The following is a 23,651-nucleotide window of genomic DNA, read 5'->3' as shown; positions in this document are numbered from 1 at the left end:
CCGCTGCCATCTGCATACGAGGACGTATGTGGTTGACCCAAGGAAGGTAGTTCTGTGAGCCAGACGTCAGATTCTTGTCTTGATAAGTGGATGGGCCGGGAGGCTCTCGCCGAGGCCATGATTCCGGTGATCGGCCGGTTGTACCGGGAAAACAACGTGGTCACCAGCATCCACGGCCGGAGCTTGATCAACAAGTCCACCATGAACATCCTCAAGGCCCACCGCTTTGCACGCCGGATGAGCAACCACGAGCTCCTGCTCGAAGAGACCGCACCCCTGCTGAACGCCCTCTCCGAGCTGGAGCTCGGCGCCGCGGCCATTGATATTGCACGTTTGACCGAGAAGTACCGGGCAGAAGGCAATGGCGCCTCCCTGGACGAGTACTTGCGTGCCGAGCTCGCCGAGATCGTGGGCAAGCGCGGCGCTGACGACCGCACCAGCACCGACGTCGTTCTTTATGGTTTCGGACGCATCGGCCGCCTGCTGGCCCGCATCCTCATCGAAAAGGCCGGTGGCGGCCACGGCCTCCGCCTGCGCGCCATTGTGGTCCGCAAGGGTGCCGAAAACGACCTCGTCAAGCGCGCCAGCCTGCTGCGCCGCGACTCCGTCCACGGTTCCTTCGAAGGCACCATCCGCGTGGATGAAGAAGCCAACACCATCACCGCCAACGGCGTGCAGGTTCAGGTCATCTACTCGGACAACCCCGCAACCGTTGATTACACGGCCTACGGCATCAAGGACGCGCTGGTTGTTGACAACACCGGACGGTGGCGCGACGCCGATGGCCTCTCCCAGCACCTGCAGAGCAAGGGCGTTGCCCGGGTCCTGCTCACGGCGCCGGGCAAGGGCGATCTGAAGAACATCGTTCACGGGATCAACCACCGCGACATCACCGACGACGACAAGATCGTCACGGCTGCCTCCTGCACCACGAACGCCATCACACCGGTGCTGAAGGCCATCAACGACAAGTTCGGCATCATTCACGGCCACGTCGAAACGGTCCACTCGTTCACCAACGACCAGAACCTGATCGATAACTTCCACAAGGGTGACCGCCGTGGACGCTCCGCCGCGCTGAACATGGTGATCACCGAGACTGGCGCCGCCAAGGCCGTAGCGAAGGCACTGCCGGAACTGCAGGGAAAGCTCACCGGCAACGCCATCCGCGTTCCCACCCCCGATGTTTCCATGGCCATCCTGAACCTGAACCTTGAGAACGGCACCACCCGGGACGAAGTCAACGACTTCCTCCGCGAGATGTCCCTGCACTCGGATCTCCGCAAGCAGATCGACTACATCGATTCCCCTGATGTGGTCTCCACTGACTTCGTCGGCTCCCGCAGGGCCGGCATCGTGGACGGACTCGCGACCATTTCCAACGACAAGAACCTCGTACTTTACGTCTGGTACGACAACGAGTTCGGCTACTCCTGCCAGGTTGTCCGGGTCATGGAAGAAATGGCCGGGGTGAACCCGCCGTCGTTCCCCGCACGGGACGTCGTCGCTCCCATCGCCGTACTGGAAACAGCTGACGCCTAAGCACGCAGCAGTTATCAGGGGTTTCCCGGCCGGGTCACTGGTATCGGCCGGGAAACCTGACCAGAATGGGACTCATGGAAAACGAATCAACGATCGAACATGAGACCACTCTGGAACACGCCTTGGACGTCGCCAAGGCCAATCACAAGCAAGCCCAGAAACTCCTGGACCAAGCCGTCGCGGCTAATGTTACAGGGGACGTTACTGACGAGCGCGTCGAACAACTGCGCGGACTTCTGGCGGTGGCTGCCGAGGACCTGCAGCGCGTGATGCGCGAGCAATAAACCGGCCTGTTTCCTGCCTCAACACAGTGTGACTTCTCCTACACACTGTGGATACCGACTCTGACTGTCGGGGCCTTGCCATACGCTCGTATGACACACCTTGCCCCACTGGATGGAGTCCCTTGAGCATCACCTGGTCCGCCTACAGACGCGCCCGTCGGCGGTCACGCCAAGCATGGACGGTACTGGCCCTGGTCGCCACTACCGTCGTCGCCGGGCTCTCCTGGTTCTTTACTGCCGGCCAGTTCGAGGTCGCACAGCCCGCGCAGTCCGGGCCAAGCGAAGCTCCGGTCTACAACCCCGAATGGATGAAGCCTGTGCGCGGCGCTGCGCCTGTAGCCGCTGAAAAGGCCACAGATGCCCTGGAGCGCCTGCAGGTCAAAGGCCGGGCGCCGAAATCGGACTACGACCGGGCCGCCTTCGGACAGGCATGGGCCGACGCCGACCACAATGGTTGCGATACCAGGAACGACATCCTCCGCCGCGACATGACTGCGGTGAAGTTCGCGGAAGGGTCCTCCTGCAAGGTAGCCGCCGGAACACTGAACGAACCCTACATCGGACTGCAAGTGCAGTTCACGAGGGGACAGGAAACGAGTTCTGCAGTGCAGATCGACCACGTGGTGGCCTTGGCCGACGCCTGGCAGAAGGGAGCCCAGCAGCTGACGGTCCAGCAGCGGCAAACCCTCGCCAATGACCCCCTGAACCTGATTGCGGCAGATGGCCCGGCGAATGTGAAAAAAGGAGCCGGAGACGCCGCGACATGGTTGCCGGCGAATAAGAACTTCCGCTGCCACTACGTTGCCCGGCAGATCTCAGTGAAGACCGCCTACCGGCTCTGGGTCACCCAGGCTGAGAAGGATGCCATGAAGGGCGTCCTGGCCTCCTGCCCTGAGCAGCAGACTATCTACAGCGCCAGGTGACCGTGCCCAAGTTGCCAGGTGCCGCCGTCGTCGATTCGTTCCAGGACCACGCGCTGAAGTGAGGTTTCCCGGGGAAGTTTTTCCAGATCCTGGAGGCCACGCTGCCGGAAGGTGAAGTACACAGCGTCGGTGGGTGCGTCGGTGCAGCGATCAAGGGTAAAGCGGCGCGCGAAGGACGCGATGTTGCTGTTGGGAAGTTTCTCCGAAAGATATGGATCCAGCATCCACGAGTCGCAAGTGGCCACGGTTGCCGGCTTGTCGGGAAAATGACGAGAGAAAAAGGCGCGGGCTTCTGCGAAGCTTCCGTCCACCAAGGCGGGGGAGAGGCCACCGTCTTCGGGAATGTGCACACCCAGCACCCAGCCTGAAGCCGAAACGCCCGCAGGAACCAGATGGAACTGCAACCTCCCGAGTCGAAGCAGGTTGCCGGCCATGTGAAGCGTCAGCCAACCCCAAGTGTCGAGTCCGAAACGGCCATGGACCCTCCGGTTGATCCGCAACTGCAAGCCCACATCTGCCAGCGATGCCGCGGACACGGCAGGCTCGATGCCCAGCTCAAGGTGGTACGCGTGGACCAACGGGGCGAAGCGAAGCAGTGCTTCGATCCAGGCTGCTTCGGGTGCGTCGACTGCCGTGATGCTTTCCACCGGATACGTGCCGAGGCGGGCTTTCATGGCGTCCAGTGCTTGTTGGACGTTGCTGTCAGGAGGCGTCGCCAAAAGGGCGGCACACTCCTGTGCGTCCTCGGCGCTGATGTCCAGGAGCTTGAACAGCTCGGCGTGGGTGCCGGTTTCCATGCCTTAGTGCCCGAAGGGATCGGGGTCGACGCCGGGCATCCACGTCAGGCCGGGCACGCCCCAGCCGTTTTTCTTGGCCTGTTTCATGGCTTTCCTCGAGTAGCGGTCCACCAAGCGGTTCACGTAGAGCTTGCCATCCAAGTGGTCGAACTCATGTTGAAGAATCCGGGCGAACCAGCCGGTCGCTTCAAATTCCACGGGATTGCCGTCTCCATCGAAGCCTTGAACCCGCGTCCAGTCGGCGCGCTGCAAAGGGTAATACTCGCCGGGGAAGGACAAGCAGCCTTCAACGTCCTCATCGGGGTCCGGAAGTGCGCCGGAGACTTTGGAAAGGGTGAGTACCGGGTTGACCACTACGCCCTGCGGCGGGACGTCGTCGTCGTTGTCGTACTTGTAGACGAAAATGCGTTTGCCCACGCCCACCTGCGGCGCAGCGAGGCCCACGCCGTTGGCTGCATCGTTAGTCTCGAACATGTCAGCGATCAAGGCGCGCAGTTCGTCGTCGAAGACTTCGACTTCGCTTGCCCGGCGGTGCAAAACGGGTTCGCCCCAAATGGTCACTGGCAGGACGGTCATGTCGGTTCTTCCTTTGTTGGTCGCTAAGGTCCGGGGCGTTCCGGCTTCGGGTTAAAAGCAAAGGCCGCACCGGATAACCGGTGCGGCCTTTGTGGAAACCGGCTCTGCAGCCAATCTCGGTGGGGTGAGCTACGGGGGTTGAACCCGCGACCTCCTGGACCACAACCAGGCGCTCTGCCAACTGAGCTAAGCCCACCATGTGCCCTTTTCGGTTATACCGTTTGACCGGCTTTCCTCGAAGGCAACGACAAATAGCTTACCTGCTGTTTTGGGGTGCAAAGTCCACTTTTGCCGGTTTTGGCGAAAAAACCTTTAAAAATGGCGCAGATCACACCGTTTCGCTGGATCCGAGGGTTTCGGCGCTGGCCATGATGTCCTTGGAAATGCGCTGGGCGGTGGCAGTGTCGGGACCAGGTGCGGGAACAAAGACGGCTTCCCGGTAGTAGCGGAGTTCGTCAATGGAGTCCTTGATGTCACCGAGCGCACGGTGTCCACCGTGCTTTGCGGGCGACTGGAAGTAGGCACGCGGGAACCAGCGCCGGGACAGCTCCTTGATGGTGCTGACGTCGATGACACGGTAGTGCAGGTGCTCAACGATGTTCGGCATGTCCCGGGCCAGGAACATCCGGTCCGTCCCCACGGAATTTCCACCCAGGGGGGCCTTGCGGGGATCCGGAACCCATTTCTCGATGTACTCCAGGACCTGCGCTTCGGCCTCGGCCATGGTCTTACCGAATGGGAGCTCGTCCAGAAGTTTGGAGCGGGTATGCATGTCCCGCACAAAGTCGTTCATTTGTTCCAGTGCGGCATCATCCGGCTTGATCACGACGTCGACGCCGTCACCCAGGATATTGAGCTCGGAATCCGTCACCAGGGCGGCAACCTCGATCAGGGCGTCGTTCTTGAGGTCCAGGCCGGTCATTTCGCAGTCGATCCAGACGATGCGTTCATTAGTAATAGGCACGCGCCTAGCCTATCCTTCAGCCGGTTCCAAGTGCTCCGATGGTACGATTTTTGAGCGCAGCAGTGTCGTTTCTTCCTGCTGCGGAAGCCCCGAAGACGCAGAATTTTTGTCCCGAATTTACCGGGCGAACGATTGGATGACGACCACATGACGGTGCCCGTACCCGCCGCCCAGAAGGCAGGGACAGCAGCGCCGACGGCGGATGCTGCTGCAGCCAGCGAGGTGGATAACGCGCGTTCGCCCCTGATCGCCGGCTTCATCGGTTCGATGTTCATGGTGTTCGGATCTTTGGGTGTGGGTTGGCTTGCTCCGGTGTCCGAACTGCGGCGGCTGCCGCTCTTTATCTGGATGCGCACCGAGGGCGCGGGAGTCGCCCTCTCCATCGTTCTTCTTTCCGTCGGCGGCATGCTGCTTGTGCGGGCCTGGCTCCGGCTCGGCCAACGTGTCAGGGTGTGGGGGCTGGAAGCCCGCAAGGCTACCCTTCAGGCCGTTGTGGCCTGGGGACTGCCGATGATGTTCACGGTTCCCCTCTTCAGCAGGGACGTTTACGCCTACATCGGCCAGGGACGCCTCATGGTCGAGGGCATGAATCCGTACAAGAACGGCATCTCGGCCCTGCCCAACTATTTCCAGTTGGGTGCGGACAAGATGTGGACGGAAGCACCGGTCCCTTATGGACAGCTGTTCCTGTGGATCGAACAGTTCGTAGTCTGGGTGACCAACGTCCAACCTGAAGCCAGCATCATGCTGTTCCGTTTGGTTGCCTTGGTGGGGATCGTGCTCTGCATTGTGTACGTGCCCAAGCTTGCTGAGCTGCACGGTGTGAATCCGCACCGCGCGCTGTGGCTGACAGCCGCAAATCCGCTCTTTCTCACCAACTTCATCGCGAGCGTCCACAATGACGCACTGATGATCGGCTTGGCCTTGGCCGGCCTCTACTACTGCGCCACACGCAGGGTTGTTCTCGGCATCGTGCTGGTCACGTTGTCTATATCCGTCAAGCCCATCACCATCGTGTTCCTGCCCTTCATTGGACTGTTATGGGCAGGCAAGGGTGCCTCCTGGCCGCGGAAGTTCCTGTACTGGTTCCTCACCGCCGGCCTTAGTTTTGGACTGTTGTACGCTCTGAGCCTTGTCAACGGGTTCGGCTTTGGCTGGATTAATGGTCTTTCCGCCCCTGGCAGCATCTGGATTTGGTATGCCCCGGTGGGACTGATCGGCTTGGTTGTTGCTTCGATTTTCAACGTGTTCGGCCTGGATGGTTGGGGCATGGCCAAGTGGGTTTACGACGCCGGCAAGGTGCTCATGGTGGGGGCGGTCGCCTGGCAGATCTTCCGCGGTGATTACGACCGCCTGATGCGTCGACTGACGCTGGCATTTGCCGCCATCGTGATCCTGGCACCGATGATTCAGTCCTGGTACGTGGTTTGGTTGATACCGCTCTTTGCCGTAACAGGTATCCGCAACGACTGGCAAGTCAAGGCTGTCTACTTCATCATGTCGTTCTTCATGGTCTATGCCATCTCTGACCAGTTGGACGTTTTTCCGTACCTGCAGAGCGAGGACCTCGGCCTGGCTCTCACGCTCGCCAGGAACGCTGCCGCCATCATCGCTCTCCTCTTCGCCGTCTACCTGATCTTTGTGGATCCGAAAACCAAGAGTTTGTTCCGCAAGCGCGACGAACCAGGACACCGCCCCATCATCTGATGAGCCGCATGGCCTCCCGTGCGGACAAAGGGCTCAATGCTCCCACGTTTTCTTCCACAAAGTCGCTGACCCAGCCGGGATTGGTTTTGCTGTACTCGCGCAGTGCCCAGCCGATCGCCTTGCGGATGAAAAAGTCCTGATCAGCCAGGTTTGCCGTGATCACCCGGGCCAGCAGCGCCGTGTCTGTGGCAGCTTTCGCGCCAAGTTGAGCAGTGATGGCGGCCCTCCGGATCCACATGTCGGCGTCCTGGGCCCACTGAAGCATCAGCGGGGTCATCTCGTCCTTGTGGGCCAGCAAGAGGGCGCAGATACGGTGCGATACGCCGTCCACAAGGTCCCACCAGGCACCCGTCCGGATGATTTCCTCGTAGACCGGCAGCATGAGCAGATCGTCCTTGACCATCGGCAGGCCAGTGAGATCGATGGCCGCGTAGCGCTCCTCCCGTGCCGCTGCTTCCCGCCACAGGGTCAAGACGGCACTGCGGAGTTCCTCCGGCGCCGACGGGGGAAACTCCTTGGCGGCGGCCTTGGCAATCCTGCGAACGTCCGGGACCCGGACACCGTGGGAAGGCATATCGGACTTCATGTATGCCTGGGCGCCACGTGCGCGATCGGCGTCGCCTTCCGAACGCAGCTTTGAACGTATGGACTCAATGAGTTCAGCAGTGGACATGCCCCCACTTTAGGGCGGTAATCGACGGCAGGGCCGAACCCCGGGCTTCAGTACCTTCGGGGTCCGCCCTTGTCCCGTTCTACTGTCCGGCATCCGTCCACGGCACGGGATGCCAGGAGATTTTCAAACGCCGGCTCGCACCAGCTCACCGGTGGATGTGTTCACCAGGGGTTCTTCGCCGTCGGCTTCATCCAACCCGGACGGTACGGTTTCTTCGTCCGGCGGCACCTGGCCCTCCTCAGGGACCTCCCAGTCGCTGTTGCCTGGGGGAGTGCCAGGTCCTTCCGTCGGCGGAACAGAATCCGAGGGCGTCGTTGAGGTTCCGTTCATCCGCGTGAAGTTCGCGGAGCCCCACATGAGGTCGTGGCCAACGGATTCGGCATCGATTTCGGCTACGTGGTAGACGCGGCCTTCGTGTTCCCACTGCCTCAGGCGAAGCTTTCCAACAACCAGGACCCGCTGCCCCTTTTTGATGCTGCAGCCGACGTGTCCGGCAAGGTAGCGAAACGACTGCACCGTGTACCAGTTTGTATTACCGTCCACCCAGGTGTTGGTCGAACGGTCGTACCGCCGTTCCGTGGTTCCAAGACGGAACGACGCAGTTGCTGTGCCGCGGGTGGTGGTGGAACTCTTCACGTCCGAGGCCACGAAGCCCCTGACGGTGATCATGTCATTCATTGGTGGTCCTTAACGATGTAGGGAAGTGCCTGTCCGGCCCCTCCAGCTTCATCGAATGACATTGGTCATGGCAGTCGTGTCCTCCGCTATGTGAATAACTACGGCGACAAGCCCGTTGTTGAGGAATAGATGCACCCAGCGTGGAGATGGCGGGTGACCAAGCGATCGCATGTAAACTCTTTGTGGCGCGAGCGGCCCACGTAGTCATTCGCGTCGGTGCGCCCCAGTAGCTCAGGGGATAGAGCAGCGGCCTTCTAATCCGCCGGTCGGGGGTTCGATTCCCTCCTGGGGCACAATTCACCCTCCTTGGATCACAGTCCAGGGAGGGTGTTTCCTAGGACCTGGACTCCAGGAATTCCTTGAGGTTGCCCAGCACCTGCTGCCACATGGCGGTGGAGGATGCCACTTCTTCTTGGCTCCTATTGTTTCCCTGCGTGATGGTAACGGTGGTTCCGCCGGGAACCGCGGCCAGGGCGTACTCAACGGTGTGATGGTTCTCCGGGGTGTCCGCAAGTCCCGACGAAGGACTGAAATGCGTGTTTTTGAGCCGCACAGGAGGTTCGAATACCAGGACAGTGCCTTTGTCTTCGTATTCCTTACCGTTGTATTCACCGGAGTAAGTTATTGGGTCGCCTGTTTTCCAGGTGGTAGTGACGTTGGTCCCCAGAAAGTACTGCTTGATGAGGGCCGGATCTGTCAGGGCTTCCCACACCTGTTCCTGCCCGGCAACGATCGTGGTCGACGCAACGGCGTCTGCGGCTTGTCCACTCACGACTTGTCCGCTCATGATGTGCACCCCACCTTTCATTCGGGTCCTTGGAACCCTCCCGTAAACCTCCCAGCACACGGTACGCCCGTTCGGGCCTCCTGTGAATGGCACAATGGCTAGGTGATAATCAGGGGAACCACACCGAAGCATGGCCGGCCGGCTCAGGCTGTCACCACCAATGTCCGCTTGGCAGGATGGTCGCTGATGATCGCCGCGGCAGTCATGATGACCGCTTGCACCGCTGCGCCTGCGCCCACGACGACGGCAACCGGCACCACAGCCGCGGGCACCAGCACCGCCAGTCCGTCAGCCGGCGGCGAAACCACTCCGCCAGACAGCGCCAGTGCCAGCACGGCACCCACGGAAAGCCCTGATCCCGCCGTGTCTGCCACCGCCTCGACAGTGGAGACCACGCTTAAGAACCTTGTAGCCGGCAACCCCAAACCGGACAGGGAAGCGCTGCGTTCGGCCCTGGTATCGGCCGGAATCGCCCAGGACAAGATTGAGGTATCGGTCACCCGTACGCCCACCGGCCTGGATGTCGACGCCATGGAGGCGGCCGCGTTGTCCGGCAATTCCTGCGTCATGGGCCAGATACGCGACGGCGGTGTAGTGGTCACGGTGCTGCCCGTCCTGTCCACCGGAAAATGCTTCGTGGGGGACGCCCGCTAGCGCTGTCGCCGGCAACGAATGTGAGTTCTGTACGCCTACCCATTAGATTTAAGGGCATGGCGGAATTCATTTACACGATGACCAAGGCTCGCAAGGCCGTTGGCGACAAACTTATTCTGGACGATGTCAGCATGTCGTTCTACCCCGGCGCGAAGATCGGCGTTGTGGGCCCGAACGGTGCTGGTAAGTCCACCATCCTGAAGATCATGGCCGGCCTGGACACCCCTTCCAACGGCGAGGCCCGCCTGAGCCCCGGTTACACCGTGGGCATCCTCTTGCAGGAACCGCCGCTGAACGAGGAGAAGACCGTTCTGGGCAATGTCCAGGAAGGCGTTGGCGAGATCTACGGCAAGATCCAGCGTTTCAACGAGATCTCCGAAGAGATGGCCAACCCCGACGCGGACTATGACACCCTCCTGGATGAGATGGGCAAGCTCCAGGAAGCCATTGATGCTGCTGATGCCTGGGACATCGATTCCCAGCTCGAACAGGCGATGGACGCTCTGCGGTGCCCGCCTGCCGATTCAGACGTCACCGTGCTTTCCGGTGGTGAGCGTCGCCGCGTGGCGTTGTGCAAGCTCCTGCTGCAGAAGCCCGACCTCCTGCTTCTCGATGAGCCCACCAACCACTTGGACGCCGAAAGCGTTCTATGGCTCGAGCAGCACCTTTCCCAGTACCCGGGCGCTGTCCTTGCCGTGACTCACGACCGTTACTTCCTGGACCACGTGGCTGAGTGGATCGCCGAAGTTGACCGCGGTCACCTGTACCCGTACGAGGGCAACTACTCCACCTACCTGGAGAAGAAGAAGGCCCGCCTTGAGGTCCAGGGCAAGAAGGACGCGAAGCTGTCCAAGCGCCTTACCGAGGAACTTGAGTGGGTGCGCTCCAACGCCAAGGGCCGCCAGACCAAGTCCAAGGCCCGCCTGGCCCGCTACGAGGAAATGGCTGCGGAGGCCGAGCGCACGCGCAAGCTGGACTTCGAAGAGATCCAGATTCCGCCGGGACCGCGTCTGGGTTCCCTGGTGATCGAGGCCAAGGACCTGAAGAAGGGCTTCGATGACCGCGTTTTGATCGAAGATCTTTCCTTCTCCCTGCCGCGCAACGGCATTGTGGGCGTCATCGGACCGAACGGTGTGGGTAAGTCCACGCTGTTCAAGACGATCGTCGGCATGGAGCCCCTGGACGGCGGTGAGCTCAAGATCGGCGAGTCCGTCAAGATCTCCTACGTCGACCAGTCCCGTGGCGGTATCGACCCCAACAAGTCCCTCTGGGAAGTTGTTTCTGAAGGCCATGACTTCATCCAGGTGGGCCAGGTCGAAATGCCTTCGCGTGCGTACGTTTCCGCCTTCGGGTTCAAGGGACCGGACCAGCAGAAGAAGGCCGGTGTCCTCTCCGGTGGTGAGCGCAACCGCCTCAACCTGGCATTGACGCTCAAGCAGGGTGGCAACCTCCTGCTCCTTGACGAACCTACCAACGACCTCGACGTCGAAACCCTGAGCAGCCTTGAGAACGCGCTTCTTGAGTTCCCGGGCTGCGCCGTGGTGGTTTCCCACGACCGCTGGTTCCTGGACCGGGTGGCAACCCACATCCTGGCCTACGAAGGTGACGACGAGAACCCGTCCAGGTGGTACTGGTTCGAGGGCAACTTCGACTCCTACGAGCAGAACAAGGTGGAGCGCCTGGGCCCGGATGCCGCCAAGCCGCACCGCGTGACGCACCGTCGCCTCACCCGCGACTAATACATAAACGAAGAGGCCGGTCCCTGCTGGACCGGCCTCTTCTTTTGTCTCGTCAGCCTACGGAATCCTGACCATGCCCTCCTGGGCCACGGTGGCGACGTGCACGCCGTCGCGGTTAAAGATACGGCCGGTGGCCAGACCCCGTGCTCCCTGGGCGCTGGGGGACTCCTGGACGTACAACATCCATTCGTCCACCTTGACCGGCCGGTGCCACCACATGGCGTGGTCGAGGCTGGCTACACTCATGCCGGGCGTCATCCAGGAGAGTCCGTGTTTGCGGAGGATGGGTTCGAGCAGGGTGTAGTCGCTGGCGTAAGCCAAGGCGGCGACGTGCAGCTTGGGATCATCCGGGAGAGGCCCCATGGTTTTCATCCACACCGCATTGGTAGCCACATGCTCGCTCGGCGGGAAGACGTAGAGCGCGGGATCGATGTGGCGTACATCGAAGGGGCGCTCGGAGGACATATGGCGGGCCAACGGGTGGTCAAAGTGCGACAACAGCTCCGCTGTGCTGGGCAGAGTCTCCGGGTCCGGAATGCCTTCGGGCATGGACGCTTGATGATCCAAGCCTTCATCTTCCACTTGGAAGGAGGCGATCATGGACAGGATCGGGACGCCGTCCTGGTAGGCATGGACGCGTCGGGCGGAGAAGGACCTGCCATCGCGCAGCCGCTCAACGCCGAAGGTGATGGGCTTGTTTGCATCGCCCGGACGCAGGAAGTAGCCGTGCATGGAATGTGCCACCCTGTCCGGCTCCACGGTCCGCATCCCCGCCATCATCGACTGGGCCAGGACCTGTCCACCAAAAACGCGGTGCCTTGGCTGTTTCTGGGACGGGCCCAGGAAGATGTCCTCGTTGGTCCGGGCACCGTCGAAGTCGCCGAGGTCCAGCAGGCCGATCAGCACTTCCATGGGGTCTTCTGCGGGTGCTTCCACCTGGAGGCCAGCGTTCGTCTCAGTCATGGTTCGACTTTAGACGCCGCCCCGACCCCGCTCAACCGGGGACATGCCGGTAGAGTCGATGATGTGACAGACGTCTTGACCCAGTCCTTCCGCTTCGCCGATCCCCGGGACCTCGCCGATTTGCGGACCTTCGCCACCCGGGCAAAAAGCATTGACGACGGCGCCATCCGGCTTCAGGCCGCAGGCAACGTCCTTGCCGCCTATGTGTGCGTTCTCCGGCCCCGGATCCTGGGTGAATCGACGCCGACCATCCTCGGCTTGAGGACCATGGCGCTGGCTGAACCTGCGAGTGCGGATGTGACGGTAACGCTCGCGTCCGTCATGGACCGGTTGGCCCGCTCGGGTGCCAATGATGTGGAACTGCCCATCCCGCCGTCGACCGTTTCTGAATCGTGGGCAGGCGTGGGCGCGCCGCGCAGCGGCTGGGAGGCCCAGGGCACAATATCCGACGCCGAGCTAAAGGCGGCCGCAGAGGCGGGCATCGCCGAGGTGGCCGGCGTCATTCCGGCCTCGGCTGGTGCCGCGGTGGTCAATACCGCGAGGGCTGCCGTGTGGGGCCGGGAGCTTCCCGGCGAGGGCACTTTGCCCGCCGGAGCCGCGTTTGCTGCTTTCGCATTGGGATTCCTGGGCGATGGCGCCCAACGGGTCTTCCGGAACGGACGATGGTACCGGCTGAGCGGGCCCCGCGGCCATGTGCTGGTGCGCACAGGCGCGGGGCTCGGCCTCGGGTTCCCAGGCTAGTTTCGGGGACCCGCTGAGGGGCTGTTGACCATGGTCAGGGCAGCCCGCTCCATGTAGTCCCACAACGTCCCCTCATGCAAGGGGGACAGTTCCAGCGAGTCCACGGCCGTGCGCATGTGGAACAGCCACCGGTCCTTGGCTTCCGGCGTCACCTGGAAGGGCATGTGCCTCATGCGCAGGCGCGGGTGGCCCCGCTCTTCGCCGTAGGTGGTTGGCCCACCCCAGTACTGCTCCAGGAACATCAGGAAGCGGCGCTTGGCAGGGCCAAGGTCTTCTTCCGGATACATGGGGCGCAAGAGCGGATCCGTCGCGACGCCGTCGTAGAACACATCAATGAGCTTCACGAACGTTTCGTGCCCACCGACGGCGGCGTAGAAGCTGTCTGTATAGGCGGGCTGGCTGAAGGGATCGTTCTGCATCAGCTGGCGCCGGGGACCCGCCGCAGGTGACTGCGGCTCCCCGCCCTGGGTGTTACTCATTGGACTTCTCCTCGGCTTTGACGACGCGGGGCGCGCCCGCTGTGACCGGCGCGGCTGAGGCGCCGGGTTCGTTGTTGTCGTCCGGTGACTCCAGCGGCACGTAGTCCCCTTGGGAACGGTTTCCAACCCTCAGGATTTCGCCGTTCCGCAGGTACCAGATGGCTCCGTCTTCGGCGCGGACGCGGGTGATGCGCAGGCCAACGGACTCAACGGTACCAATGACTTCGCTGGTGACGATCACGTCGCCGATTCCGTACTGGTCTTCGATGGTAATGAAGATGCCGGCGAGGAAATCGCGGATCAGCTGCTGGGCTCCGAAACCTATGGCAACACCCAGGATTCCGACGCTGGTGAGCAGGGGAGCCACGTCCACGTTCATGTACTTCAGGACGTAGATGATCACGATCACCACCACAATGACGCTCACCAGGCTCGTCAGCAGGGAGCCGATGGTTTCGGCCCGTTGTGAGCGGCGTTCGTGGTCCAGCGCGCGGATTGCTGGTTGCACCCACTTGAAGTGCGGTTTCTTGAAGAAGGAGCTGCCCGCGGACACTCGCCGAGTGATGCGCAGGATGATGAAACGAGCCACGATCCACACAGCCAGGCCTACGCCCACTGTGATCAGGATTGAAACGAGGTCGATCTTTTCGGGTTCGATGTTGATGGCTTCCGCAAGGGGGATGAAGGTCAAAGTGGAATAACTCCTTGGGGTCGGCCCGTGTTCGCCGGGCGCGGAACACTCTGTCCACCTTTAACCCTAGCGCCGTAACGTGACGGTATGCGCATCCTGGTCCTTGGCGGTACCGCCTTCCTGTCAGCAGAAATCGCCCGGCAGGCTGTGGCCGCCGGGCATGATGTCACCTGTTTCGCCCGGGGTACTTCGGCCACCCCGCCCGACGGCGCCACCTGGGTCAGGGGCGATCGCGCCGTGGGTGCCGCGGCCTTCGCAGACCTCGACGGCGCCTGGGATGCGGTGGTGGAGGTGGCCAGGGATCCTCTGCAGGCGCAGGCTGCCCTGGAAGTACTCGGAGCCGCAGCGAAGCATTGGACGTTCGTTTCAAGTTGCTCCGTGTATTCGGACCCTTCAACCCCCGGCGCAGATGAGGGTGCTGCCCTGCTGGAACCGTTGCCAATGGGCCAGCACGGCACGCCGGAGACATATGGGGAGTCGAAGTCGGCCATCGAGAAACAGACAACGGCCATGGTGGGGGATAAAGCCCATGTGGTCCGGGCGGGATTGATTGGCGGCCCGGGCGATTCCAGTGACCGCTACGGCTATTGGCCGGCTCGTTTCGCGCTGGGCTCCGGCACAGTGCTGGTACCGGATATCGCGGACGCTCCCACCCAGATCATTGATGTCAGGGATCTGGCGGCGTGGGTTCTACGGGCAGCGGAAGATGGGATCACCGGGGCGTACAACGCCCTTGGCGATGTAGTGAAGTTCGGGGACTACATTGCCGAAAGCCAGGCTGCGGCAGGATTTGGCGGAGAAGGTGTCATCCAGCCCGATCCAGGCTGGCTCGTCGAACAAGGCGTGAATTACTGGGCTGGTCCCGATTCGTTGCCGCTATGGCTGCCGCCGGACCATGGCGGCTTCCAGGCGCGCTCCAACCGGGCAGCCCGGGAGCGGGGCATGCGTTTGCGGCCGTGGCAGGAAACCCTTGAAGCCACTCTTGAGGATGAGCGGAGGCGGGGATTGGGCAGGGAGCGCAAAGCCGGCCTCAGCCGCGGAACCGAACAGAAGCTCGGGGCACTTTGGCGGGAGCAGCAGCGTTAGGCGGCTGCCGCCGTCGTGACTGGTTCGTGGTGAACAGGGAAGTTGACGCTTCGGGCGATGAAACAGACCTGGTTGGCTTCATGATGCAGTTGCGTCATCAAGGAGGCGTGCGAGGGATCCGCGATGGTGACGTTCGGTTTGAGCGTGACGCTTTCGAATTGTCCGCTGCCGTCCCGATTGAGCTTCATGAGGCCTTCGGCGTTGTCCTGGTATTCCGTGACCACCACGCCGTGCTTCACCGCGACATGGAGGAAGGACAGCATGTGGCATTGGGAGAGCGCGGCGAGCAGCAGTTGCTCAGGGTTGTAACGTTCGCGGTCTCCATGGAACGTCGGATCGGCAGAACCCTTTAGGGTTGGGAGGCCGGGAATTTCGACGTCGTGGTCCCGTGAGTAGGCCCGGTAGCCGGCCGTGCCCTCCCCGAGGTTTCCGGTCCAGCGGACAGTGAGCGCGTAATGATGTTCGTTGAGGCCCATGCGGACAGTTTAGCCAGAGCCCTACGGGCGCTGGCCAGTGACTGTCCGCATGGGTCAAGCAGCGCGTCTTAGGCGTCAGCTGCCCGTGCACGCAGCGCGCGGGCCACGCCGTCGCGGTTTTCCAGCATCATGCGGCGAAGGGCCGCGCTTTCCTCCGGGAGCCCGGCAAGGAATTCATCGGTCCGGTCCACCGTGGCCTGGGTTGTTAGCTGGGCCGGGTAGAGGCCCACAACGATCTGCTGGGCAAGGGCGTGTGTCCTCTCCTTGACGATGCCGGGCACGGCCTGGAAGTACTTCTCCGCGTAGGGTTCCAGGAGGGCGGTGTCGGGCACCCGCATGAAGCCCGCCACGGCTGAGGCCTGCAGCGCGTTGGAAAGGTCTCCCTTGACCACGATCGAGTCCCAAGCCGCCGCTTTGGCTTCCGCAGTGGGGATGGCGGCCTTTGCCTGCGCCGCAGCGTTCTGGCCATTTGAAGTGTTGTCCCGGGCAAGCTCGGCGTCAATCCGTTCCTGGCCTTCACGTCCACCGGCGACCAGGGCCGTCAGGAGCTCCCAGCGCATGTCCTGGTCGATGGTGAGGCCATTGAGTGTGTCCGTTCCTTCCAACAGCCCCTGGATGCGGTCCAGTTGCGCACCGCTGCGGGCGAGCTGCGCGTAGGACTTCGCAAACTGCAACTGGGCATCCGAGCCGGCCTCCACCGAGGACGCGAGCTCCCACAGCCTATCGGCGGCCGCAACGGTCGTATCCAGCTTGTGTTCGGCCGCAACGTAGTAGGTCAACGTGGTTGCGAGCTGGCGCAGCTGGACAAGGATCACTGAGGAGTCGGTTTCGTGGGCGATGTTGGAAAGGACCAGGTCCACGTAGCCACGCGCGGGTGTTTCGCCATCGCGGGCAGCATCCCAGGCCGAACCCCACACCAATGTCCGGGGGAGGCTGGCCGTGAAGTCCTTCAGGTGTGCCTTGGCGGTGGCCAGGCTCTCCGGGTCGAGCCGGACTTTGGCGTAGGCGAGGTCGTCGTCGTTGAGGAGGATCAGGTCCGGGCGGGCCAGGCCCACCAGGGCAGGAACCTCGGTGCGGGGTCCGTCGACGTCGAGTTCTTCGCGGTGGGTGCGTTCAAGCTTGCCGTCACCGGAAAGAGTGTAGAAGCCCACAGCGAGGCGGTGCGGGCGCAGGGTGGGTTGTTCCTCAATGGCAGTCTGGAGGATGGCGAACCCGGTGATGGTGCCGTCGCCGTCGACGCTCAGTTCAGGGGCAAGAGTGTTCACCCCGGCCGTTTCGAGCCAAAGCTTGCCCCACTGGTCAAGGTCGCGGCCCGATGCTGCTTCCAGTTCCACCATGAGGTCTGCGAGCTCGGTGTTCTTCCAGGCGTGCTTGCCGAAGTAGGTCCGGACACCGGCCATGAACTGCTCCGGGCCAACCCAGGCCACCAGCTGGCGCAGGACGGACGCGCCCTTTGCGTAGGTGATGCCGTCAAAGTTGACCTCGACGTCTTCGAGGTTGTTGATCTCGGCGAAGATCGGATGGGTGGTGGGAAGTTGGTCCTGCTTGTAAGCCCAGGACTTCTCCACGGAGGCAAAGGTGGTCCATGCGCGGTCGAATTCCGTGTTTTCCACAGCGGCCAGGTGCGACATGTATTCGGCGAAGGACTCATTGAGCCAAAGGTCGTTCCACCAGCGCATGGTGACGAGGTCGCCGAACCACATGTGGGCCAGCTCGTGCAGGACAGTGATGGCACGCCGCTCGATCTGCGCGCCGGTGACCTTGCCACGGAAGACATAGCCTTCGAGGATGGTCACGGCACCGGCGTTTTCCATGGCTCCGGCGTTGAATTCCGGGACGAAGAGTTGGTCGTACTTTTCGAAGGGGTAAGGGCAGCCGAACTGCGCTTCGAAGAACTCGAAACCTTGACGGGTGAGTTCGAAGATGTTGTCCGCGTCGAGGTATTGCATCAAGGATTTGCGCGCGAACACCCCCAGGGGGATGACCCGTCCGTCCGAGCTGGTGACCTCCGAGCGGACCGACTGGTAGGGCCCGGCAATCAAGGCAGTGACATAGGAGGATAGCCGGGGAGTGGGAGCGAATTCCCACACCGAGCGTGCGCCACCGTCCGCGGCCGCCGGAGCCTGGACGGGAACCGGGGTGGGGGAGTTGGACACAACATCCCAGTGCGAGGGCGCGGTGACCTTGAACGTGAAGCTGGCCTTCAGGTCGGGTTGCTCAAAGACTGCGAACATTCGCCGGGAATCCGGAACTTCGAACTGGGTGTAGAGGTAGGCTTCCCCGTCCACGGGATCGACGAAGCGGTGGAGGCCTTCGCCGGTGTTCATGTAGGGGGCGTCGGCCACGACTGTCAGTTCGTTCTCCGCCGCCAGCTCCGGCAGCTGGATGCGGACGCCGTCGGACACCTCTGCGGGATCGAGGTCCGTGCCGTTCAACGTCACGCTGTGGACCGTGTGGGTGATGGCATCGATGAACGTCGATGATCCCGGTACGGCAGAGAACTTAACCACGGTGGTGGACCCGAACACATCCGCCCCCTTGGTCAGATCCAGAGTGACGTCGTAGGAATCGACGGTGAGCAGTTCGGCGCGCTTCGCGGCTTCATCGCGCGTGAGGTTCAAACCTGGCAAGTGGTGCCTCCGGGGATCGGGATGACCGGCCGGTCCACCGGCCGCTGGTATGAAGTTATTCTTTCACTCCGAGGACGGAAGGCAAGGAGCGCGCACCACAGTGTCGCTCCCACGGAGTAGCGTTGGAGCATGGGAAAGATCCGGGAAAACGTCGACTTCCGCGCCCTAAGGTTCGCGGTGGCCTTCCCCTTGCTGCTCGCGCTCGGCTTTGTGGTGTGCGCCCAGATGCTGCGCAATGATCTTCCGAACCCGGTAGCCGTGATGTGGAGTGCCGACGGCGGTACGTCCTTCGCGCCTTTCGGCGCCTATGTGGCAGGCGGCGCAGCACTCATCACCTTCTGCGGCTGGGCGGTGTTCCTCCAGGCTGTCCCACTGTCCCGGCCGGTGGTCATGCGTCGGGTCATGATGGGCGTGGGCCTGATGGTCAGCTTGTTCGTCACCACCGTTCTGGCTGCTGGATTGGTGGGCCAAACCGGGGTGGAAGATGCCCGGCAGTCCCATGTGGACCCGATCGTGCTCGCCATGGGCAGCGGAGCCGCCCTGGCGCTTGGTGTGGTGATGATGTTCGCCTTCAAACCGGACCCCCGGTGGACACGCGAAGACGACGTCGCACTCCAGCAGGAACTGCGTCTCCTTGAGGATCCGGACCTCGCCCGCGACAGCCTCAGGATGTGGGTCCACGCCCGCAGCTCGGTGTTCGTCATGATCATCGTCTCGGCACTCTTTCCGGCTGCCCTGATCGCGGTCGCTGTCCCGTGGTTGGGGGCTCTGGTAGCCGCGGCAGCCTTGGTGGGTGCAGGGTTCCTGTTTGCCAGGGTTCGGGCTGACAGGGGAGGCCTGCAGGTCTTCGCCGGCGGCATCGTGCGGGTCCTGGCCGTTCCCGCCGTCGAGATCGCTGCCGCTGATGCGGCCGAGGTCAAGGCAGCCGACTACGGCGGCTGGGGTTGGCGGCACCACGACGACGCCACTGCCATGCTGGTGGGCAGTGGTCCTGCCGTAGTGGTAAAGAAACTTAATGGTGGCCGGGTCGCGTTGAGTGCCGGGACCCGTGCTTCGGCGGACAAACTTGCCGGCATCCTCAACAGGGCCGCGCACAGGGCGCAGGACGACGGGCAGGCCCAACAACCCCGGTAGCGGTAACCTTGGTAGCGCATCCCTCAACGCCGCGCCCGGCAAGTGCTGTGCCGCTGCCCAGTGCCGCACAGGCGCGCCAGAAAAAGAATGGACTTCCCGTGACAACACCCCGCGTCCACATCGCTACGGACCACGCTGGCATGGAACTGAGTGCCCACTTGGTCAACCACCTCACCGCGAAGGGCTACGAAGTGGTGGACCATGGGCCCAAGGAATACGACGCACTGGATGACTACCCGTCGTTCTGCATCAATGCCGCCGTGGCCGTTGTCGCGGACCAGCAGGCAGGCGTCCATGCCCTTGGCATCGTCCTGGGTGGCTCCGGAAACGGCGAGCAGATTGCCGCCAACAAAGTGAAGGGTGTCCGCGCCGCTCTCGTCTGGAACCTCTCCACCGCAAAACTGGCCCGTGAGCACAACGACGCCAACGTCGTCGCCGTCGGTGGCCGCCAGCACTCAGTGGAAGAAGCCACGGAACTCATCGAAGCCTTCCTGCAGGAACCCTTCAGCAACGATGAACGCCATGTCCGCCGCATCGGCAAGATCGCTGTGTACGAGACCACCGGCGAAATCGTCCAGTAGTGCCGGAGGGACATTCGGTCCACAGGCTGGCCCGCCAATTCCAGGATGTTTTTGGCGGGCAAAACCTGGAAGTCTCCAGTCCCCAGGGGCGTTTCGTTGCCGGAGCAAAGCTGTTGACGGGGCACGCCATGGTGGAGGCCGCGGCCCACGGGAAGCAGTTCTTCCTCAGGTTCGACCACGGGCTGTACCTGCATGTCCATCTGGGCCTGTACGGCGCCTGGAGCTTTGGCGGTGACAGTACTTTTACGGGTGCTTCCAGTATTGGAGCCCCGCGGCGGATGGGTGAACGGGAGAGCGGCACGGCACTGGACGACGGCCAATACGCGGGTCCGCCTGCGCCTGTGGGTGCCGTCCGTGTCCGGCTCGTTTCGGAGCACGGCTGGGCTGATCTTCGTGGTGCCACGACGTGCGCGGCGATCACCGCTGCCGAGGCAGAGGCCGTGCTTGATCGACTGGGGCCTGATCCGCTCCATAACCGGCCAGGTGACCGCGATGAGTTCATCAGGCGGCTGCGCAGGCGCAAGACCGCCGTCGCACTGCTGATGATGGACCAGTCCGTGCTGGCCGGCGTGGGAAATATCTACCGGGCGGAAGTGCTGTTCAGGCAGGCGGTCGATCCGTGGACCCCCGGAAGCGGCATCGACGTCGAAACCGCCGGCCGTTTGTGGGACGACACCGTGGTGACCATGTCCGACGGCGTCCGCGACGGCCGGATTGTTACGACGCCTCCGTCACTATGGACTGGCGGCAAGGCCTTGGCGCCCGACGCCGATGCCCACTTTGTCTACAAGCGCCAAGGAATGCCCTGCCGCGCCTGCGGGACGCTGGTGGGGGTTACCGAAATAGGAGCGCGCAAGCTCTATTGGTGTCCTGGCTGCCAGGTGTAGAAAACCTTGGTGCCCGGTGGCGGTGCCGGATGCGACTGCAAAACGAAGGGCCCCGATCCGTGGATCGGGGCCCTTCCGTGGAGGGGACGACGGGAATCGAACCCGCGTAATCAGTTTGGAAGACTGAGGCTTTACCATTAAGCTACGTCCCCAGGAGGAACATCCTGTTTCAGGACAACTTCCCGGTGGCTGTTCAAGCCGGGTACAACTAAACCTAATTACGGCGGCGGTGTCAAATGTGCATTCCCGGCCCGCTTGCCCGTAGACTGTCCTGTGCATTCGGGGTGTAGCTCAGCTTGGCTAGAGCGCCTGCTTTGGGAGCAGGAAGTCGCAGGTTCAAATCCTGTCACCCCGACTCTGTGTTTTGTGTCCGTTTCCGGGACACGACAGAACCCCATACCCACAAAATCAGGAGTACTTAGACTGTGAAGAGCGCTGTCGAGAACCTCACCGCAACGCGGGTCAAGCTCAACGTTGAGGTTCCCTTTGAGGAACTGAAGCCGAGCATCGATGCCGCGTACAAGACCGTTGCTTCGCAGATCCAGGTTCCCGGATTCCGCAAGGGCAAGGTTCCCTCCAAGCTCATCGACCAGCGCGTTGGCCGCGGCTACGTCCTGGAGACGGCCATCAACGATGGCCTCAACGGCTGGTACCAGGCTGCAGTTCAGGAAACGGGCGTTCGCCCCCTGAGCCGTCCCGAGGTTGAAATCACCGAGGTGCCGGATCCTTCCGCAACCGACGGCGAGCTGAAGTTCCAGGTCGAGATCGACGTCCGCCCCGAGATCGAGCTGCCGGACTACGCCGGCATCAAGGTTGAGGTCGCTGCCGCCGAGTCTTCCGAGGCCGACGTCGACAAGTCCCTCGACGAACTGCGCGGCCGTTTCGGCACGCTGAAGTCCGTTGAGCGTCCTGCCAAGAACGATGACTTCCTCACCATCGATATCACCGCCACGATCGACGGCGAAGAGATCGACTCCGCCGCCGGCCTGTCCTACCAGGTGGGCGCAGGCACCATGCTCGAAGGCCTCGACGAAGCCGTCACCGGCCTGTCCGCCGATGAAGAAGCAATCTTCGACACCACGCTGGTTGGTGGCGACCACGCCGGCGAAGCTGCCCAGGTGAAGGTTGTAGTCAAGGCCGTCAAGGAGCGCGAGCTCCCCGAAGCAGACGACGACTTTGCCCAGCTCGCTTCCGAATTCGACACCCTTGCCGAGCTCCGCGAGGACCTCGCCAAGCAGGCTGCCGACTCCAAGGTTGTTGAGCAGGGTGTCGAGGCCCGCGACAAGGTCCTGGACAAGCTCGTTGAGCTCGTAGAGGTTCCTGTTCCGGACTCCGTGGTCGAAGAGCAGATCGAGGCCCACTTCAACCCGGAGAACGCCCACGGCGAAGGTGACCACGACACCGAAGAGCACCGCGCCGAGGTCAAGGCCAACACCGAGCGTGCGTTCCAGAACGAAATCATCCTTGACGCCATTGCAGACAAGGAAGAAGTAGAGGTCAGCCAGAACGAGCTGATCGACTACATCGTCACCACCGCAAGCCAGTACGGCATGGACCCCAACCAGTTCGCCCAGATCATCGATCAGAGCGGCCAGGTTCCCATGATGGTTTCCGAGGTCCGCCGCCGCAAGGCCCTGGCCGTTGTGCTGGGCCAGGCCGAGGTAGTCGACTCCGAGGGCAACAAGGTTGACCTGACGGACTTCGTCCGCCCTGCCGGTGAAGCAGCAGCCGAAGAGGCCGCAGCAGTCGAGGCGACGGAAGAAGCCGATACCGTCGCAAACGATGACCCCGCAGCAGTGAAGTTCTAATTCACGACGCAGACCGCCCCCGGATCAGTTGATCCGGGGGCGGTTTTCTTTAAGGCTGTCCGTGGGTGCCGGACCCATACGTGCGCCGTCAGCGAACAGTGCGATTCCGGCGAACAAATCGCCCCGGAAAACGGTTAGTGTCCAAGTAGTGAAGTTCAGTGAGGTCACTGGCACCAGCGAGAGGTAAGTACTTATGTCACAGCAATCAGAGGCTCCCCGGATGGCAACTGTCGATCCCGCGGCCCAGGACAACTACATCTACAACCGCCTGCTGAAAGAGCGCATTATTTGGCTCGGCTCTGAAGTTCGTGACGAGAACGCCAACGCCATTTGCTCCCAGCTCCTCCTTCTCTCGGCCGAAGATCCGGAAAAGGACATCTACCTTTACATCAACTCGCCGGGTGGATCCGTGACGGCCGGCATGGCCATCTACGACACCATGCAGTTCATTCCGAACGATGTTGTTACCGTCGCCACGGGCCTTGCCGCTTCCATGGGCCAGTTCCTGCTTTCCTCCGGGACCAAGGGCAAGCGGTACGCCACCCCGAACGCCCGTATCCTGATGCACCAGCCTTCCGGCGGCATCGGCGGAACGGCCTCGGACATCAAGATCCAGGCGGAACTGATCCTGCACATGAAGAAGGTCATGGCGGAGCTTACTGCGGAACAGACCGGACAGACCGTTGAAACCATCCTCAAGGACAACGACCGCGACAAGTGGTTCACTGCCGCTGAGGCCCTGGAGTACGGCTTCTTCGACAAGATCTCGGCACACGCCGGTTCTGTGGCTGGCGGCGGCGGTACGGCCAACCAGTCGAACTCCGAAAACTAATCCGGCACCAAAGAACCAC

25 protein-coding genes and 4 tRNA genes are annotated in these 23,651 nt (G+C 62.3%); 15 read left to right on the top strand and 14 right to left on the bottom strand.

Translation table 11 applies throughout. The features are described from left to right. Window positions 1-54: 54 nt before the first annotated feature. The 3 genes from PJL15_RS01295 (at window position 55) to PJL15_RS01285 (ending at window position 2,749) form a co-directional block, all read left to right on the top strand. On the top strand, window positions 55-1,542 hold the full coding sequence (locus PJL15_RS01295) for a glyceraldehyde-3-phosphate dehydrogenase (protein ID WP_281449399.1): 1,488 nt from the start codon (window positions 55-57) through the stop codon (window positions 1,540-1,542). 74 nt (window positions 1,543-1,616) lie between these two features. Continuing rightward, window positions 1,617-1,826: a hypothetical protein gene (locus PJL15_RS01290; protein ID WP_281449398.1), complete on the top strand. Its 210-nt coding sequence runs from the start codon at window positions 1,617-1,619 to the stop codon at window positions 1,824-1,826. A 122-nt stretch (window positions 1,827-1,948) separates the two neighbouring features. Beyond that, complete coding sequence (locus PJL15_RS01285) at window positions 1,949-2,749, top strand: HNH endonuclease family protein (RefSeq protein ID WP_281449397.1); 801 nt, start codon at window positions 1,949-1,951, stop codon at window positions 2,747-2,749. Here the strand turns inward: PJL15_RS01285 and PJL15_RS01280 are convergent. The 4 genes from PJL15_RS01280 to orn all read right to left on the bottom strand — a co-directional run bounded on the left by PJL15_RS01280 (window position 2,734) and on the right by orn (window position 5,086). Beyond that, window positions 2,734-3,546 (bottom strand): acyltransferase domain-containing protein, encoded by an 813-nt coding sequence (locus PJL15_RS01280; RefSeq protein ID WP_281449396.1) that lies wholly within the window; start codon window positions 3,544-3,546, stop codon window positions 2,734-2,736. The genes PJL15_RS01285 and PJL15_RS01280 overlap by 16 nt on opposite strands. A 3-nt stretch (window positions 3,547-3,549) precedes the next feature. Beyond that, on the bottom strand, window positions 3,550-4,122 hold the full coding sequence (def, locus tag PJL15_RS01275; protein WP_281449395.1) for a peptide deformylase: 573 nt from the start codon (window positions 4,120-4,122) through the stop codon (window positions 3,550-3,552). 120 nt (window positions 4,123-4,242) lie between these two features. Continuing rightward, window positions 4,243-4,318 (bottom strand) — tRNA-His (locus tag PJL15_RS01270). Between the two features lie 132 nt (window positions 4,319-4,450). Then, the gene (gene orn / locus PJL15_RS01265) at window positions 4,451-5,086 is read right to left on the bottom strand and encodes an oligoribonuclease (protein WP_281449394.1); all 636 of its coding nucleotides are present in this window, start codon (window positions 5,084-5,086) and stop codon (window positions 4,451-4,453) included. Window positions 5,087-5,233: 147 nt separating this feature from the next. Here orn and mptB point away from each other — a divergent pair, with 147 nt between their 5' ends. Beyond that, window positions 5,234-6,793: a polyprenol phosphomannose-dependent alpha 1,6 mannosyltransferase MptB gene (mptB, locus tag PJL15_RS01260; protein ID WP_281449393.1), complete on the top strand. Its 1,560-nt coding sequence runs from the start codon at window positions 5,234-5,236 to the stop codon at window positions 6,791-6,793. On the opposite strand, the gene PJL15_RS01255 is transcribed toward mptB, so the two are convergent. Beyond that, window positions 6,786-7,466, bottom strand: a complete 681-nt coding sequence (locus tag PJL15_RS01255; RefSeq protein WP_281449392.1) for a DNA alkylation repair protein — start codon at window positions 7,464-7,466, stop codon at window positions 6,786-6,788. The genes mptB and PJL15_RS01255 overlap by 8 nt on opposite strands. A 123-nt stretch (window positions 7,467-7,589) precedes the next feature. After that, a complete protein-coding gene (locus PJL15_RS01250; RefSeq protein ID WP_281449391.1) occupies window positions 7,590-8,144 on the bottom strand; it encodes a single-stranded DNA-binding protein in 555 nt (184 codons plus the stop codon). 220 nt (window positions 8,145-8,364) lie between these two features. On the opposite strand from PJL15_RS01250, the gene PJL15_RS01245 reads away from it, so the two are divergent. Beyond that, window positions 8,365-8,437: transfer RNA gene (locus tag PJL15_RS01245), tRNA-Arg, on the top strand. Window positions 8,438-8,478: 41 nt separating this feature from the next. Here PJL15_RS01245 and PJL15_RS01240 read toward each other — a convergent pair. Together PJL15_RS01240 and PJL15_RS01235 are read right to left on the bottom strand one after the other, a co-directional pair. Continuing rightward, complete coding sequence (locus PJL15_RS01240; protein ID WP_281449390.1) at window positions 8,479-8,931, bottom strand: SRPBCC domain-containing protein; 453 nt, start codon at window positions 8,929-8,931, stop codon at window positions 8,479-8,481. Between the two features lie 143 nt (window positions 8,932-9,074). Beyond that, window positions 9,075-9,326 carry a hypothetical protein gene (locus PJL15_RS01235; RefSeq protein WP_281449389.1) on the bottom strand — a complete coding sequence of 84 codons (252 nt, stop codon included), beginning with the start codon at window positions 9,324-9,326 and terminating at the stop codon, window positions 9,075-9,077. Here PJL15_RS01235 and PJL15_RS01230 point away from each other — a divergent pair. Together PJL15_RS01230 and ettA are read left to right on the top strand one after the other, a co-directional pair. After that, a complete protein-coding gene (locus PJL15_RS01230; RefSeq protein ID WP_281449388.1) occupies window positions 9,316-9,585 on the top strand; it encodes a DUF6993 domain-containing protein in 270 nt (89 codons plus the stop codon). The genes PJL15_RS01235 and PJL15_RS01230 overlap by 11 nt on opposite strands. Before the next feature lie 56 nt (window positions 9,586-9,641). Further along, window positions 9,642-11,324, top strand: coding sequence for an energy-dependent translational throttle protein EttA (ettA, locus tag PJL15_RS01225; RefSeq protein WP_281449387.1), 1,683 nt, complete (start codon window positions 9,642-9,644; stop codon window positions 11,322-11,324). Window positions 11,325-11,381: 57 nt separating this feature from the next. On the opposite strand, the gene PJL15_RS01220 is transcribed toward ettA, so the two are convergent. After that, complete coding sequence (locus PJL15_RS01220) at window positions 11,382-12,287, bottom strand: acyl-CoA thioesterase (protein WP_281449386.1); 906 nt, start codon at window positions 12,285-12,287, stop codon at window positions 11,382-11,384. 63 nt (window positions 12,288-12,350) lie between these two features. Between PJL15_RS01220 and PJL15_RS01215 the strand changes: the two genes are divergently transcribed. Next, window positions 12,351-13,028, top strand: a complete 678-nt coding sequence (locus PJL15_RS01215; protein WP_281449385.1) for a hypothetical protein — start codon at window positions 12,351-12,353, stop codon at window positions 13,026-13,028. Here the strand turns inward: PJL15_RS01215 and PJL15_RS01210 are convergent. Beyond that, on the bottom strand, window positions 13,025-13,507 hold the full coding sequence (locus tag PJL15_RS01210; protein ID WP_281449384.1) for a globin: 483 nt from the start codon (window positions 13,505-13,507) through the stop codon (window positions 13,025-13,027). The two genes, PJL15_RS01215 and PJL15_RS01210, sit on opposite strands and share 4 nt — an antisense overlap. Next, window positions 13,500-14,198, bottom strand: a complete 699-nt coding sequence (locus tag PJL15_RS01205; protein WP_281449383.1) for a mechanosensitive ion channel family protein — start codon at window positions 14,196-14,198, stop codon at window positions 13,500-13,502. Before PJL15_RS01205 ends, PJL15_RS01210 begins: the two co-directional genes overlap by 8 nt. 87 nt (window positions 14,199-14,285) lie before the next feature. Between PJL15_RS01205 and PJL15_RS01200 the strand changes: the two genes are divergently transcribed. Beyond that, the gene (locus PJL15_RS01200; RefSeq protein ID WP_281449382.1) at window positions 14,286-15,284 is read left to right on the top strand and encodes an NAD-dependent epimerase/dehydratase family protein; all 999 of its coding nucleotides are present in this window, start codon (window positions 14,286-14,288) and stop codon (window positions 15,282-15,284) included. Here PJL15_RS01200 and PJL15_RS01195 read toward each other — a convergent pair. Both PJL15_RS01195 and pepN read right to left on the bottom strand, forming a co-directional pair. Further along, window positions 15,281-15,760 carry an OsmC family protein gene (locus tag PJL15_RS01195; RefSeq protein ID WP_281449381.1) on the bottom strand — a complete coding sequence of 160 codons (480 nt, stop codon included), beginning with the start codon at window positions 15,758-15,760 and terminating at the stop codon, window positions 15,281-15,283. The two genes, PJL15_RS01200 and PJL15_RS01195, sit on opposite strands and share 4 nt — an antisense overlap. A gap of 68 nt (window positions 15,761-15,828) precedes the next feature. Then, a complete protein-coding gene (pepN, locus tag PJL15_RS01190; protein WP_281449380.1) occupies window positions 15,829-18,390 on the bottom strand; it encodes an aminopeptidase N in 2,562 nt (853 codons plus the stop codon). 129 nt (window positions 18,391-18,519) lie between these two features. On the opposite strand from pepN, the gene PJL15_RS01185 reads away from it, so the two are divergent. The 3 genes from PJL15_RS01185 (at window position 18,520) to PJL15_RS01175 (ending at window position 20,992) form a co-directional block, all read left to right on the top strand. Further along, window positions 18,520-19,524 (top strand): hypothetical protein, encoded by a 1,005-nt coding sequence (locus PJL15_RS01185; RefSeq protein WP_281449379.1) that lies wholly within the window; start codon window positions 18,520-18,522, stop codon window positions 19,522-19,524. 98 nt (window positions 19,525-19,622) lie between these two features. Then, window positions 19,623-20,105, top strand: a complete 483-nt coding sequence (locus PJL15_RS01180; protein ID WP_281449378.1) for a ribose-5-phosphate isomerase — start codon at window positions 19,623-19,625, stop codon at window positions 20,103-20,105. Further along, entirely contained in the window at window positions 20,105-20,992 is an 888-nt protein-coding gene (locus tag PJL15_RS01175; protein WP_281449377.1) for an Fpg/Nei family DNA glycosylase, read from the top strand. The genes PJL15_RS01180 and PJL15_RS01175 overlap by 1 nt, the downstream gene beginning before the upstream one ends. A 78-nt stretch (window positions 20,993-21,070) precedes the next feature. On the opposite strand, the gene PJL15_RS01170 is transcribed toward PJL15_RS01175, so the two are convergent. Beyond that, a tRNA-Gly gene (locus PJL15_RS01170) sits at window positions 21,071-21,144 on the bottom strand. A 128-nt stretch (window positions 21,145-21,272) separates the two neighbouring features. Between PJL15_RS01170 and PJL15_RS01165 the strand changes: the two genes are divergently transcribed. The 3 genes from PJL15_RS01165 (at window position 21,273) to PJL15_RS01155 (ending at window position 23,632) form a co-directional block, all read left to right on the top strand. Beyond that, window positions 21,273-21,347, top strand: a tRNA-Pro gene (locus PJL15_RS01165). A gap of 70 nt (window positions 21,348-21,417) precedes the next feature. Then, window positions 21,418-22,800, top strand: coding sequence for a trigger factor (gene tig / locus PJL15_RS01160; RefSeq protein WP_281449376.1), 1,383 nt, complete (start codon window positions 21,418-21,420; stop codon window positions 22,798-22,800). A 220-nt stretch (window positions 22,801-23,020) separates the two neighbouring features. Further along, the gene (locus PJL15_RS01155; protein WP_018777833.1) at window positions 23,021-23,632 is read left to right on the top strand and encodes an ATP-dependent Clp protease proteolytic subunit; all 612 of its coding nucleotides are present in this window, start codon (window positions 23,021-23,023) and stop codon (window positions 23,630-23,632) included. The last annotated feature ends 19 nt before the right edge of the window (window positions 23,633-23,651 follow it).

Origin of the sequence: Paenarthrobacter nitroguajacolicus (assembly GCF_029952445.1) — a bacterium.
In the GTDB taxonomy this organism is placed as follows: Bacteria; Actinomycetota; Actinomycetes; order Actinomycetales; family Micrococcaceae; genus Arthrobacter; species Arthrobacter nitroguajacolicus_B.
Note: the sequence above shows the minus strand (reverse complement) of the source record. Positions and strands in the feature narration are given on the sequence as shown.